Origin of the sequence: Frondihabitans sp. PAMC 28766, from assembly GCF_001577365.1 — a bacterium.
Lineage (GTDB): Bacteria > Actinomycetota > Actinomycetes > Actinomycetales > Microbacteriaceae > Frondihabitans.
Genome location: NZ_CP014513.1, coordinates 226,932 through 242,137, shown reverse-complemented (window position 1 = coordinate 242,137; position 15,206 = coordinate 226,932). Strand labels below are relative to the sequence as shown.

The 15,206-nt window shown below is 69.9% G+C and carries 15 protein-coding genes; 3 read left to right on the top strand and 12 right to left on the bottom strand.

The genetic code is table 11. The features are described from left to right. Positions 1-171 precede the first annotated feature (171 nt). Positions 172-1,467 (top strand): hypothetical protein, encoded by a 1,296-nt coding sequence (locus AX769_RS01125; protein WP_157887379.1) that lies wholly within the window; start codon positions 172-174, stop codon positions 1,465-1,467. A 130-nt stretch (positions 1,468-1,597) separates the two neighbouring features. On the opposite strand, the gene AX769_RS01120 is transcribed toward AX769_RS01125, so the two are convergent. Further along, complete coding sequence (locus tag AX769_RS01120; protein WP_082763399.1) at positions 1,598-2,698, bottom strand: glycosyltransferase; 1,101 nt, start codon at positions 2,696-2,698, stop codon at positions 1,598-1,600. A 350-nt stretch (positions 2,699-3,048) separates the two neighbouring features. Between AX769_RS01120 and glgX the strand changes: the two genes are divergently transcribed. Further along, entirely contained in the window at positions 3,049-5,079 is a 2,031-nt protein-coding gene (glgX, locus tag AX769_RS01115) for a glycogen debranching protein GlgX (RefSeq protein WP_066274989.1), read from the top strand. A 98-nt stretch (positions 5,080-5,177) separates the two neighbouring features. Further along, positions 5,178-5,687 carry a GNAT family N-acetyltransferase gene (locus AX769_RS01110; RefSeq protein ID WP_066274988.1) on the top strand — a complete coding sequence of 170 codons (510 nt, stop codon included), beginning with the start codon at positions 5,178-5,180 and terminating at the stop codon, positions 5,685-5,687. Here AX769_RS01110 and AX769_RS01105 read toward each other — a convergent pair. The 11 genes from AX769_RS01105 to AX769_RS01060 form a co-directional block, all read right to left on the bottom strand. Next, positions 5,684-6,535: a DUF429 domain-containing protein gene (locus AX769_RS01105; protein ID WP_066282990.1), complete on the bottom strand. Its 852-nt coding sequence runs from the start codon at positions 6,533-6,535 to the stop codon at positions 5,684-5,686. The genes AX769_RS01110 and AX769_RS01105 overlap by 4 nt on opposite strands. A 25-nt stretch (positions 6,536-6,560) precedes the next feature. After that, positions 6,561-7,181: a T6SS immunity protein Tdi1 domain-containing protein gene (locus AX769_RS01100; RefSeq protein ID WP_066274987.1), complete on the bottom strand. Its 621-nt coding sequence runs from the start codon at positions 7,179-7,181 to the stop codon at positions 6,561-6,563. A gap of 30 nt (positions 7,182-7,211) precedes the next feature. Continuing rightward, positions 7,212-7,829 (bottom strand): hypothetical protein, encoded by a 618-nt coding sequence (locus AX769_RS01095; RefSeq protein ID WP_157887378.1) that lies wholly within the window; start codon positions 7,827-7,829, stop codon positions 7,212-7,214. 32 nt (positions 7,830-7,861) lie between these two features. Beyond that, a complete protein-coding gene (locus AX769_RS23560) occupies positions 7,862-8,068 on the bottom strand; it encodes a hypothetical protein (protein WP_157887377.1) in 207 nt (68 codons plus the stop codon). Further along, positions 8,065-8,805: a hypothetical protein gene (locus tag AX769_RS01090; RefSeq protein WP_157887376.1), complete on the bottom strand. Its 741-nt coding sequence runs from the start codon at positions 8,803-8,805 to the stop codon at positions 8,065-8,067. The genes AX769_RS23560 and AX769_RS01090 overlap by 4 nt, the downstream gene beginning before the upstream one ends. Further along, positions 8,802-9,479, bottom strand: coding sequence for a hypothetical protein (locus AX769_RS01085; RefSeq protein ID WP_157887375.1), 678 nt, complete (start codon positions 9,477-9,479; stop codon positions 8,802-8,804). The genes AX769_RS01090 and AX769_RS01085 overlap by 4 nt, the downstream gene beginning before the upstream one ends. Positions 9,480-9,489: 10 nt before the next feature. After that, on the bottom strand, positions 9,490-11,097 hold the full coding sequence (locus AX769_RS01080) for a hypothetical protein (protein WP_066274973.1): 1,608 nt from the start codon (positions 11,095-11,097) through the stop codon (positions 9,490-9,492). Positions 11,098-11,104: 7 nt separating this feature from the next. After that, the gene (locus tag AX769_RS23555) at positions 11,105-11,398 is read right to left on the bottom strand and encodes a WXG100 family type VII secretion target (RefSeq protein ID WP_066274971.1); all 294 of its coding nucleotides are present in this window, start codon (positions 11,396-11,398) and stop codon (positions 11,105-11,107) included. Then, positions 11,398-11,679, bottom strand: coding sequence for a hypothetical protein (locus tag AX769_RS23550; protein ID WP_066274968.1), 282 nt, complete (start codon positions 11,677-11,679; stop codon positions 11,398-11,400). The genes AX769_RS23555 and AX769_RS23550 overlap by 1 nt, the downstream gene beginning before the upstream one ends. A gap of 182 nt (positions 11,680-11,861) precedes the next feature. Next, positions 11,862-12,539, bottom strand: coding sequence for a response regulator (locus tag AX769_RS01065; protein ID WP_066274965.1), 678 nt, complete (start codon positions 12,537-12,539; stop codon positions 11,862-11,864). Then, complete coding sequence (locus AX769_RS01060; RefSeq protein ID WP_066274963.1) at positions 12,536-15,166, bottom strand: ATP-binding protein; 2,631 nt, start codon at positions 15,164-15,166, stop codon at positions 12,536-12,538. Before AX769_RS01060 ends, AX769_RS01065 begins: the two co-directional genes overlap by 4 nt. Between the last annotated feature and the right edge of the window lie 40 nt (positions 15,167-15,206).

Sequence of the window (15,206 nt, the reverse complement as noted above, 5' to 3'; positions counted from 1 at the left end):
CGCGTTCTTCCGGTCGAGTCGATCCGGTCAGGACGACCTCCGGCGCCGATACGACGCCGCGCGCTCCGTGATCTCGCGTGCCGACGGATCCTCTCGGCTCGGTCTCGACTGGAGATCGTCTACCTGGCACTGGCACTCGGTGGGGTCGCGGTCTACCCGGCTCTTCGCGTCGTGACGATGCTGCTCGGGCAGTTCATCGAGCCGGTGCCGACCGAAGCCGTTGCGTGGCTCGGGATGGCGGTCGCCGGCATCCTGCTCGCCGGGGCCCCGTTCGCGCCGCGCTGGCTCGGGCCGGTGGGGTGCGATCTGCGAACCCTGCACTTCTTCGTGCGAGGACCGTTCGGCACTCGAATGGTGCTCGCCTCGAGTGCTCGTCGTCGAACCGTGGCCGCCGGCGGCATCGGAGTCGTCCTGGCGGTCTGTCTCTCTTTGGCAACCGGTGCACCCCCCGTCGCGACGGCTTGCTCAGGCGCGGCGGGGCTGGCCGCCGGAGTTCTCGTGGCCTTGGCCATCCTGGCTTCCCGGTCTGCTGCGCAACGAACCGTCCGTCTCGCCTCGGCGGGCATCGGGGCATGTGCCCTCGGCGGCGGGATTGCGGGGAGCGTGTTCGAGTGGGCCACCCAGGCGCTGATTCCCGTCGCGTTCGTCGCGCTCGCCGCCGGAGTGGTCGGCATCCTGTTCGTCGGCCGGCTCGTCGAGGGCGTCTCGGCCGCAACGCTCGAGGTCGACGCAGAGCGGCGGGCCACCTCCGCTGCTGGAGTCGTCGTCGGCGATATCAAGGCCGTCTTTCCGCCTCCGTCGCCGAGTCGTTTTCGGCGGCGCGGACGGCCCCTCGACTTCTCGACCGGGCTGGCCCGCCGCATCGTCCGACGGGATCTGCGCGGGATCGAGCGCCTGCCGGCCCCTGCGATCCTGTCGTGCGTCGTCGTTGCGCTGGCATCCGCTCTCATGGTTGTCGAACGGCAGCCGGCAGAGATCTTCTTCTGCGGTCTTGTCGCCCAGGTGGCGGTCGGGCCGCTGATGGCGGGGCTGCGCAACCACGTGGAGCACATCGGGCTCGATGCGCTCGACAGGGGCGGGTTCGCGCAGAAGTGGCTCGCGCACCTCATGGTCCCCGCAGCGCTTGCCCTCCTGGCAGCCTGCCTAGGCGGAGGCGTTGCAGCCGGGGTGCTGGGCGCTCCGGCAGCGACGGCGTTCATCGGCGCAGGCATCACCCTCGTGGCACTGGCCGCCCGTGCCTGGACGGCGAACAGCGGGGCCGCCCCGCTCTGGGTCTCCACCCCTGTGCCGACACCGGCCGGTGACGTCTCGAGCGCCGTGTTCATCGGGTGGGTGTGCCGCAGTGCGCTGCCGGTGGCGATCGTCAGCCTGGCCATGCCACCGGTCGGGCTTCCCGTCGCCCTGCTGGCGGGCCTCCTCGTCGCGGTGCTCCTGGCGATGCTCTCGCTACGGCGGCTCTGCGCATGATCCCGGCGTCCGATCGGCGGGCACACGCCCGGCCCGCTCCCGAATGCGACAAGGGCACCCCGAAAAACGCGTGCACTTGTCGCATTCGGGCGCGAACCTGCGCGGCAGGCGAGCTCGCAGTCGAAGAGCGTCAGCCTGCCACCCGAGCCCCGCGATACACCGCCACGAGACCGTCGGCCGAGTGCGGCCAGCTCAGCCCCGTGGCACGGACGCGCGCGGTGGTCGAGAGCGACGACGACAGGGCCGGCGACTCCAGGATCCTGCTGAGCGCGTCTGCCCACACGCCGGGTTCGCGCGACGCCAGCACGATGCCAGTGACGCCGTCGACGACGGCCTCGCGCAGGCCTCCCGCAGCGGCGGCCACGACAGGGGTGCCCGACGCGGCGGCCTCGAGCGCCACGAGCCCGTAGGTCTCGGAGTGCGACGGGATCAGCACGAGAGCCGCCTCGCGCAGCAGCTTGGCGAGATCGACCCGCGACTGCGGGCCCACGAAGCGGACGCAGGATGCCACGCCCTTCGCCTCGGCCAACGCCCGGAGCTCGGCCGGATAGTGCAGGTAGTCGACCGATTCTTCACCCGCGACCACGAGCTCGGGGCGCAGCTCGGGCGGGACCAGGGCGATCGCGGCGATCGCCAGATCGAAGCCCTTGAGTGGGTCGAGCCGGCCCGCGACGACGACGTACGACGTCTCCGCACGGGTGCCGGGGTGGAAGAGCACGGAGTCGACGCCGGGGGACACGACGCTGACGTCGTCGACGCGGGCGCCGAGTCGCTTCACGACGGTGTCGGCCTCCGCGGCGCTGATGGCGATGACGCCGTCGGACTCCTTGGCCAGCCGGGCCTCGCCGGCGAGGCGGCCGGGAGACTCGGGGCGCTCGCCCTCTGAGAGGGGCGATGCCGGGTCGGCGGCGATGCTGTGGAAGCTCTGCAGGTGCGGGATGCCGCGCCGGCGCGCGAACGGCAGCGCCGCGACCCCCGAGAACCAGTGGTGCGAGTGCACGATGTCGAACGGCCCGAACGCGTCGAGAGCGAGGCCGAACTCGTCCATGTACTTCTCGTGCTCGCCCTTGGCGAGCGGCTCGGGCGGGCCCGCGTCGAGGAAGTGCAGCGTGACGTTCTCGCCGAGTTCGGTGGCGTCGGGCTGCGACAGCGACGAGCGGCGCGTGAACACGTCGACGGTGTGCCCGAGCACCCCGAGGGCGACCGCCTGGTTGCGCACGACGACGTTCATGCCGCCGGCGTCGCCGATCCCCGGGTCCGATGCGGGCGAGGTGTGGAGACAGATCAGCGCGATGCGCAGGGGGCCGGAGGCAGTGGGGGCACCCCCCGAGCGTATCGGCAGCGAGGTGGGGAGGAGCGGTCAGAGCGCGGGGGAGCCGCCCTCGTCGAGCAGCTGGCGCAGCTCGGCGAGGTTGATCGGAACGGTGTCGACGAGCGACGGGTCGTCGTGCTGTGCAGAACTCTCGTTGTCCATGACGTCAGAGTGCCACGGGTCGGTATCAAGGGGCTCGGAATGAGGGCGTGTCGGGGGACAAAAAGCGGTTCGGGCGTCTTCAGCCGCGACCCCGTACAACTGGAGGCATGACAACCTCCTACCCCTACCCGCTCGGCGTGACTCTCGTGGACGGCGGCGTGAGCGTCGCGGTCTACTCCGAGACGGCCGAGGCGGTGCACTTCTGCGCCTTCGACGAGGAGGGGGAGGAGAAGCGCACGTGGCTGACCGATCGCACCGGCTACGTCTTCCACGGCTTCGTGGCCGACATCGGTGTCGGCACACGGTACGGGCTGCGCGTGGACGGGCCGTGGGATCCTGCGCGGGGTCTGCGTCACGACGTCGACAAGCTGCTGCTCGACCCGCACGCGCGCGCGGTCGAAGGCGGCTTCGAGTGGGGGCAGCCGCTGTTCTCGCACGACTTCGGCGACGAGCTGACCCGCAACGACGAGAACTCCGCCACGTCGATGCCGAAGTGCGTCGTCACCGACGCGTCGTTCGACTGGTCGGGCGACACGAGGCCGCACGTGCCGCTGCACGACACCGTCGTCTACGAGGTGCACGTCAAGGGGTTCACGAAGCTGCACCCCGACGTGCCCGAGGAGATCCGCGGGACGTACGCGGGGCTCTCGCATCCTGCCGCCCTCAAGCACCTGACCGATCTGGGCGTGACCAGCGTCGAGCTGCTGCCGACGCAGCAGTTCGTGCAGGACGACACCCTGAAAGACAAGGGGCTGTCGAACTACTGGGGTTACAACACGATCGGCTTCTTCGCGCCGCACAACGAGTACTCGTCGTCGGGGCAGGGCGGCCAGCAGGTCGAGGAGTTCAAGTCGATGGTCAAGGCGCTGCACGCCGCCGGCCTCGAAGTGATCATGGACGTCGTCTACAACCACACCGCCGAGGGCAACCACGAGGGCCCGACGCTGTCGTTCAAGGGCATCGACAACGCCTCCTACTACCGGCTCGTCGACGGTGACCAGGGCCACTACTTCGACACGACCGGCACCGGCAACAGCCTCAACGTCGGGCACCCCGCGGCCCTTCGACTGATCATGGACTCGCTGCGCTACTGGGTCACCGACATGCACGTCGACGGCTTCCGGTTCGACCTCGCGACCACGCTGACGCGACAGGACGGCGACGCCGAGAAGCACTCCGCCTTCCTCGACCTCTGCCACCAGGACCCGGTGCTGAACTCGGTCAAGCTCATCGCGGAGCCGTGGGACACCGCGGGGTACCAGGTCGGCGGCTTCCCCGCCGACTGGTCGGAGTGGAACGGGAAGTTCCGCGACGACACCCGCCAATACTGGGGCGAGGGCGACGTGCTCGGCACCTTCTCGCAGCGCGTCATGGGCAGCCCCGACGTCTATCAGGGTGACCGCCGCTCGCCGCTGGCGTCGGTCAACTTCGTGACGGCGCACGACGGCTTCACGCTGCGCGACCTCGTCTCGTACACGTCGAAGCACAACGAGGCCAACGGCGAGGACGGCCGGGACGGGTCGGACGACAACAACTCGTTCAACGGCGGCGTCGAAGGGCCGACCGACGACGCGGGCGTCACCGAGTGGCGCGCCCGACAGCAGCGCAACCTGATGGCGACGGTGCTGCTGTCGGCCGGCGTGCCGATGATCCTGGGCGGCGACGAGATCGGGCGCACCCAGGGCGGAAACAACAACGCCTACTGCCAGGACAACGAGACCTCGTGGTTCGACTGGTCTGCGGTCGACCACGATCTGCTCGCGTTCACGACGTCGCTGCTCGAGCTGCGCCGCGAGAACCAGGCGCTGCGACCGACCTGGTTCCGCACCGCCCCCGAGGCCTCGAAGCTGCGCTGGGTCGAGGTGCTGCGCGCCGACGCGAACCCGTTCGAGGAGGCCGACTGGCAGGATCCCGAAAACCGCGCCGTCATGTTCGTCGTCGGTCGCGAGGGGGCCGACACGTTCGCCCTGCTGATGAATGCGGCGGGCAACGGCGTCGAGTTCACGCTGCCGCTGGCCCCCGACCTCGAGTGGGAGCTCGCGCTGTCGAGCGACCCCGAGCAGGCCGTGGCGACCCCGGTGTCGACCCTCATCGTGCGCGACGCGTCGTTCACCCTCGTGCGTTCGCGGGTGGCCTGAACTCGGCCCGAACCCGCCCGCTGAGAGTGCGCAACTCGCCGCTCACTTTCGTCGTGGGTCGCGGTTTCCGCACTCTCGGCGGCCCGTAGGGTGGAGGCATGCGCCGCAGCACCGTGACCATCCGCTCGCTCGTCGAAGAGGACTGGCGCGACCTCCGCGCCATCCGCCTCGAGATGCTCGCCGACACGCCGATCGCCTTCGGCGAGACGTTCGACACCGCCTCACGACGGGCCGAGCCGGAGTGGCGCATGCGCGCTCGCCGCGGTCACGAGCCCAACCAGGCCTCGTTCGTCGCCATCGACGACGCGACGATGCGGTGGGCGGGCGTCATGGCCGGCTACATCCCGCCGGGCGCCGGCCCCCTGCTCGTCGGCGTCTACGTCACCCCCGATTTTCGAGGGCAGGATGCCGGGGTGGCCGATGCCCTGCTCGCAGCCGTCGAAGAGTGGGCGCGCGGGTTCGGCCCCACACTGGAGCTCGACGTGCACGAAGACAATCCCCGAGCCATCCGCTTCTACGAGCGACAAGGTTTTCGCGACACCGGCCGACGCCTCACCTACGACCTCGAGCCCGGCGGCCTCGAGTGGCGGATGGAGAAGCGGCTCTAGCCGGCGGGGCCGGGCCGCGGCAGGCGCTGCGACGGGCGCGCGGGCGCGACGATCACGGCCGGGCGACCGGTGGCATCCTGCGCGTCGATCGGTGAATCGAGGCCGAGCAGCTGCACGCGGGCCTCGCCGTGGCGGTGCAGGATCGCCGCCGTCCACGCGCACAGGGCCGCGTCGATCAGGTCTTCGCGGTGCTTGTGCGCCGGGCCCGCCAGCGGGGTCGGCGACGTGAGCAGCTCGGCCGTCACGGGGTGCGAGGCGAGCCGCAGCGGCGGGTCGGCGGTGTCGAGCCGCGCAAGGCGGGCGATCAGGTCGTCGGTGGCGATGGCCCGAGCGGCTCGAGCCTCGACCGGGGGTACTCCTCGGGGCAGGCGCTTGTAGCGGGGGCGCTCGTCGTCGTAGCCGAGCTCGTTCATGCCGACGAGCGTCGTGTAGGGGTAGCACTCGACCAGCGAGACCCGAGGCCGTTGGGCTGCAGGATCGTGACGCCCTGAGACGACGACGGCACCCGCCTCTTCGAGGCGGTCGCGCAGCGTCACCCCGCCGAGCCATTTCAGCGCCTGGTTCGTCGCGTTCGCCGACACCTTCCAGCGGCCGTAGGCCCGGCCGACCTGCTTCTCGCCCTCGCGCATGCCGGTGGCGTTGGGCACGACCAGCGGCGCGTCGACGGCCACGATCGCGCGGCTCTCGCCGACGGCCGTCAGGATCCAGTCGGCGACGGCCTCGATGCCGCGAGCCCAGCCGGCGCCCTGCACGGTGCCGTGCTCATCGATGACGCAGAGCCCGGTCTCGTTGGCCGGCTTCGCCGCCGTGCCCTCGCCCCAGGCGAGGTCGACGCCGACGAATCGCACGGCACCTGTGTCGGGCACCGCGCCGTCAGCTCTCGGGGTCGACGCCGACGCTCCGGATGGGCGTGCCCTCGGGCAGGCCGCGGGTCTTTGCGAAGACCTGGCCGAGCACCGTCCAGTGCACGCTGACGTCGGTGCGTTCGAGATTGGCGGTGTCGTCCGTTCCGCCGAGGAAGAGCGGGTGGATGTAGCTCAGGCACTCGTCGAACGCGAGCTGCTCTGCATCCTGCCCGGCCGTGCCGTTGGCCGCGCGCCACTCGGCGTAAGCCCCCGCACCCAACGTTGCGGCCGCCCCGTCGCCGTTGAGGAATCCGATGAAGTCGCTCAGGCCGGCGACCGGCTCGAGCACGCCCGTTCCGACGTCGGCCACCACGATCAGCGGGTCGGCCTGCGGAGTGCTCGGCGGCACCGCGCCGTACTGCCGCCCCCGCCAGTCGATCGCGAAGAACGCAGTGCCCAGCGCGACGTCGTCGCCGAACGCCGCTCGCACGAGCTCGCCGCCCTCGGCCCCGGTGTCGGCGTTGTGGAAGCGCAGCAGCCCCTCGTCGAACGACCGCCCGCAGTAGTTCGCATCGGCGAAGACACCGCCGAGGGGCGCAGGATGCCACGGGGTCAGGTCGCCGAAGACGTCGGCGTCGGGCGTCAGCATCGTGGTCTCCTCATCCGTCCACCCTACGGGTCAGCTCATGCCGGGAAGGCCGAGAAGGCCGGCTTCGAGGCGGGCGCGCTCGTGCTCGAGGCGGTCCATCGGCCAGACGGGAGAGCCGCCGTAGGCCCAGATCATTGCCAGTAAGGAGAGATCGTTGAGGAAGGGAGTGATTCGATTCGGCGGTGGCAGGATGAACGAGCCGGGAGACGGGTCGAGGCCCAATGAGCGGCGCAGTTTCGGATCATCGAGGGGGCGCTTGAACGGCAGGCCCTCCTTTTCCATGAAGAGAGGCCGATAATCGTCATCGAAAGCGTGCTCGCCAAGTTTCGCAACCGAATCCAGGTCGCCTTCGCGAGCGGCGGCCCAGCGGACATCGTGCACGATCATTCGGAGGACTTCGAACTGGCCCCAGTTCATCCAGGGCACGGAGGCTACATGCTGCGCGGCCGGGAACGCTCGATCCCAGTGTCCATAGAGCCTCAGAAGCAGGAGGTCGCCCTTGAGGCCGACCATCGAGCTCGACTGGGTGAAGTCGACGGCGGGGGCATTGCGCCTCAACCTGGCATCGACGATGGCGGGCAGTAGAAGTCCGTCGGGTGCATCCAGTGATTTTAATGCCGGCCTCTGATTGTGATTCGCGGCGGCCAAGATAGCTGAAAAAGGCCGATTCGAGGGGTCGTTCAATTGTGCCGGTCCGTCCTGGACTTCGGCTTCGCGAACGAGACCGACTTGGCGCTCCGCTTGACGATCGAAAGCGCGACTTTAGGGAGATTCAGGCCGGTGGGGTCGATCGCCGAATCGATGGCGGATGCGTGATCGCGGTCTGCCGCGGCGAGAATGCTCGCCATATCTCGGCTGACTGATCGGGTGAAAGCTTCGTCGTTCACGGGCTCATGCCCGGCAGGGCGAGGAGGCCGGCTTCGAGGCGGGCACGCTCGTGCTCGAGGCGGTCCATGGGCCAGACGGGAGAGCCGCCGCAGGCCCAGATCAGAGCTAGTTGGAAAAGGTCTTGGAAGAAGAACTGGGGTCGCTCACCGGGAGTCGCCTTCAGACCGTCGTAGGCGGGGTCGAGGCCGAGTGGGCCACGCAACCTCGGGTCGTCGAGGGGACGTGCGAAGCCTGCAGTGTCCCCGTCGCGAACGTCGGGCACCCAGTCGGCCGGTTCGTAGACGTTCTTGGCAAGGGCCTCCGAGATCGACGCCGCACCTGAACGCATTGCGTACCACCGGGCCTCGTGGACGATTCCGCGCTGCGTGTCGAAGTAGCCCCAACCGAGGAACGGCACTGATGCGATTCGCTGCACGACGGGAAGAACGACGTCCCAGTGCCCGAGGACTCGGAGGGTCAGCAGCGCATTGTGCAGGTCGGTCATGGACTTCGGCTTCGCGAACGAGACCGACTTGGCGCTCCGCTTGACGATCGACAGCGCGACTTTAGGCAGATCCAGGCCGGTGGGGTCGATCGCCGACTCGATAGCGGATGCATGTTCGTGGTCTGCCTCGGCGAAAATGGTCGCCACGTCTCGGCTGGCTGATTCGGTGAAGGCCTCCTCGCTCACGGGCTCATGCCGTTCACGGGAGTTCAAGCCGGCATCGTCTCCTGCGTTGCCGCTCACAGTGCTCACGTGGTCTTGCTCATGCCCGGCAGGGCGAGGAGGCCGGCTTCGAGGCGGGCACGCTCGTGCTCGAGGCGGTCCATCGGCCAGACGGGCGAGCCGCCGTAGGCCCAGATCGTCGAAAGCAAGGAAAGATCTCGGAGGAACGGGTCCATTCGGGCGGCCGGCGGCAGCACATACGCACCCGCTCTCTTCTCGAGCCCCAGAGCCAGCCTCCAATGGGGATCGTCGAGCGGATGCGCAAAGAGCACGGAGTCTTCGTCGAGGAATTGTGGCTCATAATCGTCGTCCTCGACGAATCGCCTCAAACGCGTGGTGAGGTCGTTGTCCCCAGTCCGGTCCGCATGCCAGAGCGCATCGTGGACGGCCATTCTCAGAGGTTCGAATGGAGGAGCCGGGAGGAGGGGCATGCCCATGATGCGGTCGATAGCCCTAACGACCCGGGGCCACGAGCCATAAATGCGCATCAGGAGGAGATCGTGCTCGAGACTGACCAAACTCTCGGTCTTCGAAAACTTCAATCCTTTGCGCGTTCGGTTCAGTTCAGTCACGACAGGTTTTGGAAGCCTCAAACTCGTCGTATCGAGGATCTTCGCGATCTCAGCACCATGCTGCGCGTCCGCTTGCGCCAGGGCATCGTGAACGTCGCGGTCCGAAAAAGGCCGATTCGAGGGGTCGTTCATCGGAACCACTTTATTTGGGTCCGTTCGGATCGCCCGACGGGACGATCATCCCTTGTGGTGGATCGATGATGATCACGCGAGTGTATTTCGTGCCGACGCCGCCGTCGCGACGGATCTGTGAGGCGATCTGAGCTCCGATGCTCTGATTGACGCTCGGGTCAAGTAGTTGGAGGTTGCCAGGGTCGACGGCATTTCCTCCGAGCTGCAACTCGTGGATGTGATCCACGTCTCTATTCGGGTGTTTCGTCCCCGCGGGAAGGCCGTGGCTCCGGTTGTAGATCGCCCGCTGGTTAACGTTTCGAGCGGCAAGAGATACAGGCGTCGCGATCAACTGGCCCATGGCGGCAAAGGCGTCCAACTGTGCGGCCTTCTTGCTAGCCTCGGCGTTCTGATTCGTATCCCAGTCGTTCTTGTAGTAGAGCACGAGCGTCCTGTCGCGCTTCGTCGGCTGTTTCTGACCGATCGATTTTCCTTCTGCCTCCTCGGCTTCCCCGCTGGGCAACGTATAGGGGATGCGGATGGGGTCGTTGCGGGCGGGTGGTTTATCCGGAACGAGCATCTGCGGCACCGTCGGCGGCGCAATGGGCGCAAGCAACCCGGCAGCCCCGGTCCCGGCCCCGAGCCACGGCAGGACGCCGACCTGCGTCAGCACCGGGTCCTCGATCACCATCGTCTCGAAGATCGACTCGATCTCGGCGATCAAGGCCTCGCTGGCCTCGAGCACAGCGGTCTCGACGGCTGCCGTCTCGGTCGCGACGAGCGCCTCGAGGGCGGCGCCCTCGGCGAGGACGGCGCCGCTGGCCGTGGCGATCTCGCCGGCATCGGCGCCGGCCGCCGCCAGGTCGGACAGCCCGAACGTCACCGGGGTGAAGGCGAGGCCGGCGCCACTCGTCGCCGCCACCGCCGCCGCCAGCGTGGCCAGGATCGCGCCGACCGCAGCCCAGGCCCCGACATCGGTCGCGATCATCTTGATCAGGAACGACTGCATGGAATCGCAGAACTCGGCGAGCTTGGTCAGCTGCGAGCTCAGTTGCCTGACGGTGTCGCGGAGCCCGGGCAGCTCGGACGACTTCATCGCGTCGAGAGGGGCGGCGGCGTCGGTGACGTACTGCGACCGAACAGACCGCAGGCCATCGCCGAGTGACGACCAGGCCGCGGCGGCCTGGCCCATCCGGATCACGTCGGCGGTCGGCCAGACCGACTCGACGACGGCCGCGACGAGCTCCCAGCCGTGCGGCTTCGCCTTGCCGTCGCCGCCGATCGCCGATGGCGGGGGCGAGAACGAGTCGCCGAGCGAGCTGGTGCCCTTCGGCGAGGCTGCGGCGCTCCCCGACGACGCGGCCTCGGCGGCGTCGTGGTTCTCGCCCGTCAACTGGACGGCCGCGGCGACCCGTGCCATCGCCCCCGACATGGAGGTGAGGGCGCGGAACATCGCACGCGCGCCCTTGTCATAGTCGGAACCCCACTTGCGCCCGTGGATGTCCGAACCGGACATCGAGGCGGTGCCCGCCAGGGATCCTGAGGCGTCGTGAACGTGCGAGCGCAGGGCTCGCACCGCGTCGTCGAGCGTGTTCGCGACGTCGGTATAGGCGCCCGGGGTGACTTTGACGGTGGTCATCGGCGCATCACCGGCCCCACAGGCGAGCGTTGGCGGCCTGAACGGCCGAGTAGTTGGCGTGGCTCGCCGCGGCGTTCGCGGTCATGACGGCGAGGCCCGCCTGGATCTTCGCGGCGCCATCCTGCCAGGTCTGCTGCAGGGCGTCGAACTGCGCCGAGGCTGATCCTGTCCACTCGAAGTCGGTGAGCGACGCTGCGGCCTGCCGGATCTCGGCGCGCAGCGACTCGCAGTAGTCGACGAGGTTCTGCACGTCGTGACGGACCGTGTCGAGCTGATCGAGGTCGACCTCGTAGGCGGGCATCAGGATGCCCCCGTGCCGGCGCCCGGATCGGCGTCTCGTGTAGAGTCGGCGGCCACGGTCTCGTCGGTGGTGGCGTAGAGCGCGGCTGCCTCGGGCAGAAGCCGGGCCATGCCGGCCAGCGCCTCCTGCACCTCGCCGACACCGTCGATGACCTCTGCCCAGCCCCGGCCAGCCGTCGGCCGCGCGGCCCGACCAGCCCGAGCCGACGAGGCCGGCGACGGCGGCGTTCGCGGCGGTGACGCGCGAGTCGAACTCGGCGAGAGCCGACGCGAAGTGCGCACCCGTCGCCTCGAGCCCCTCGGGCGTGACGCGGAACGTGGACATCGGCGGAACCCCCCTCGTACCCCTCGACCGTACCCCGACCCTCGCGCCAGCCCAAGACGGCACTTCTGCCCACATCGCCGCGACTGCCCAATCGGCGGCGGCGGCTGGCGGGCGGCGGCGGGCGGCGGCGGCCGCCGGCTCAGGCGCCGGGGACGAACCGATAGCCCATGCCCTGCGCGGTGACGAGGTAGCGCGGCTCGGCGGGGACGGGCTCGAGCTTCTTGCGCAGCTGCGCCATGTAGAGGCGGAGGTAGCCGGTGTCGCGCGAGTGGTTCGGCCCCCACACCTGCTGCAGCATCGCCTCGCGGGTGATGAGCTTGCCGGGGTTCTGCACCAGCAGCTCGAGCAGGCGCCACTCGGTGGGGGTCAAGCGGATCAGGCCGCTCGGCCCCGAGACGCTGCGCGCCGAGAAGTCGACGACGACGTCGCCGAACGACGTGGCGGGCTCGTCGGGGGAGGCCACGACGCGGCGCGTCAGGGCGCGGATGCGGGCGAGCAACTCGTCCAGCGAGAAGGGCTTCGTGACGTAGTCGTCGGCGCCCGCGTCGAGGGCGTCGACCTTGTCGGCAGCGCCGGTGCGACCGGAGACCACCAGGATCGGCACCTGCGACCAGCCCCGCAGGCCCTCGATCACTTCGATGCCGTTGAGGTGCGGCATGCCGAGGTCGAGCATCACCACGTCGGGGTGGTGGGCGATGGCCTGGCTCAGCGCCTGCGCGCCGTCGGCCGCGGTGATCACCTCGTAGCCCTGCGCGCCGAGGGTCACCCGCAGGGCGCGGATGATCTGCGGGTCGTCGTCGGCGATGAGGATCTTCATCGGTCGTCGCCCTCCCCTATCTTTTCGGTAGGTTCAGCCTGACCGGAAGGGTCGGCTGAGCCGACAAGGTAAGGCTCGCGGGCAGCCGCGGCGGATGCGGGCGCGACCGTCGCCGGCAGCGACACCACCATCGTGAGGCCGCCGCCGGGGGTGTCGTCGGCCTCGAGCGTGCCGGCCATGCCCTCGGTGAAGCCCTTCGAAAGCGCGAGGCCGAGCCCGAGGCCCGTCGTGTTGTCGGTGTCGCCGAGCCGCTGGAAGGGCTGGAAGACCTGTTCGCGCCGGTCGGCCGAGATGCCGGGGCCGTGGTCGGCGATGCGGATCTCGACGCGGTCGCCGAACGCGCTCGCCGAGACGAGCACGCGCGAGCTGCCCTCGGGTGTCGCCCGGTCGGGCTCGTGCCGCAGCGCGTTGTCGAGCAGGTTGACGACGACGCGCTGCAGCAGCACGGCGTCGGCGGTGACGGCTGGGACGTCGTCGAGGGCGAGCTCGACATGGTCGGGCCCGATGCCGAGCTCGTCGAGGGAGCCCAGGATCACGTCGTCGACGTCGACCCGGTCGAGCGAGACCGCCAGCACCCCGGCTTGCACCCGGCTCACATCGAGCAGGTCGGTGACGAGCGAGGCGAGCGAATCGAGGCTCTCCTGTGCGGTGCTCAGCAGCTCGTCCCGGTCGGCGGCCGACCACTCGACGCCGGGCGAGCGGAGGCCCGAGACGGCGGCGGTCGCGCTGGCGAGTGGGCGGCGGAGGTCGTGCCCGACAGCTGCGAGCAGGGCTGTGCGCATCTGGTCGGCGGCCGCAAGCGGGGCGACCTCTTCGGCGGTGCGGGCGAGGGCGCTGTGCTCGAGGGCCGCGGCGACCTGAGCGGCGACGACCCCGACGAGCCGGCGGTCGGCGACCCCGACGTCGGGCCCGCGCAGCTCGAGCGTGCCCTGATCGCCGGCCGCAACCCGGGTGAGGATCTCGGCGGGCGCGCCACTGGCCTCGCCCGCCGACGCGACCATCGCGCCCTCGCCCGCCGACGCGACCACTTCGCCCTCGGCCGACACCACGCGAACGCTCGTCAGCCCGAACGCCTCGCGCGTGCGCGACAGCAGTGCCTGCAAAGCGTCCTGCCCGCGCAGCACGCTGCCGGCGATCGTCGCAAGCAGCTCGGACTCGGCGACGGCCCGCGCGGCGGACCGCGACCGGCGTGCCGCCTGGTCGACCACGTAGCTCACCAGCAGCGCGTTGACGACGTAGAGCGCGAGTGCCAGCAGGTGCAGCGGCGCAGCGATCGTGATGCTGTGCAGCGGTTGCACGAAGAAGAAGTCGAGCGTGAACCCCGAGAGCACGGCGGCGAACAGCGCCGGCCAGATGCCGCCGACGAGCGCCACGACGACCACCAGCAGCTGCAGCGCCAGCACGTCGCTCGTCAGCGCGTCGTCCGACCGGAACGACGTCAGCAGCAACGTGACCAGCGGCCCGCCGATCAGCGCGAGCACGAGCCCGGCTACTCGGCGCCCCCGTGACAGCGACCCGCCGAGTCGCGGCAGCGTGAAGGCGCCGCCAGCGCTCGAGTGGGTGACGATGTGCACGTCGATGACGCCCGACTCGCGGATGACGGTCGCCCCGATGCCGGGGCCCGTGAGCGCCGCGGCGATCCTGCCCCGACGGCTCACGCCGATCACCAGCTGCGTCGCGTTCATCGAGCGGGCGAACTCGACCAGGGTGCGCGGGATGTCGTCGCCCAGCACCTGGTGATAGCTGCCTCCGAGCTTCTCGGCGAGGGCGCGCTGCGCGGCGAGGGCACCAGGATGCGAGTCGGCCAACCCGTCTTGCCGGCTCACGTGCACCGCGATCAGCTCGCCCCCGGCCGAGCGGGCGGCGATGCGGGCGCCCCGGCGGATGAGCGTCTCGCCCTCGGGGCCGCCGGTCAGCGCGACGACGACGCGCTCGCGCGCCTCCCACTTGCTGTCGATGCCGTGCTCGGCCCGGTAGGCCTTGAGCGCGGAGTCGACTTCGTCGGCGAGCCAGAGCAGAGCGAGCTCGCGGAGGGCCGTGAGGTTGCCGAGCCGGAAGTAGTTGGAGAGCGCCGCGTCGACGCGGGCCGCGGGGTAGACGTTGCCCTCGGCGAGCCGGTCGCGGAGGGCCTGCGGTGCGAGGTCGATCACCTCGATCTGGTCGGCCGCGCGCAGCACGGCGTCGGGCACGGTCTCGCGCTGCGGCGCCCCGGTGATCTGCTCGACGACGTCGCTCAGCGACTCGATGTGCTGCACGTTGACGGTCGAGATGACATCGATCCCGGCCTCGAGCAGTGACTCGACGTCGTGCCAGCGCTTCTCGTGCTCGCTGCCGGGGGCGTTCGTGTGGGCGAGCTCGTCGACGAGGGCGACGTCGGGGTGGCGGGCGATCACCCCGGCGAGGTCCATCTCGTCGAGGTCGACGCCGCGGTGGGTCGAGGTGACGCGGGGGAGCACCTCGAGCCCGGTGAGGAGGGAGGCGGTCGCCGCGCGGCCGTGGGTCTCGACGACCGCCACCACGACGTCTCGCCCTTCCGACGAGATCCTGGCGCCCTCTTCGAGCATCGCGTAGGTCTTGCCCACGCCGGGGGCGGCGCCGAGCAGGACGCGCAATCGGCCCTTCTTCACGGCACCCTCCCTTCTGACGAAATCGACGAGTGACAGCGAC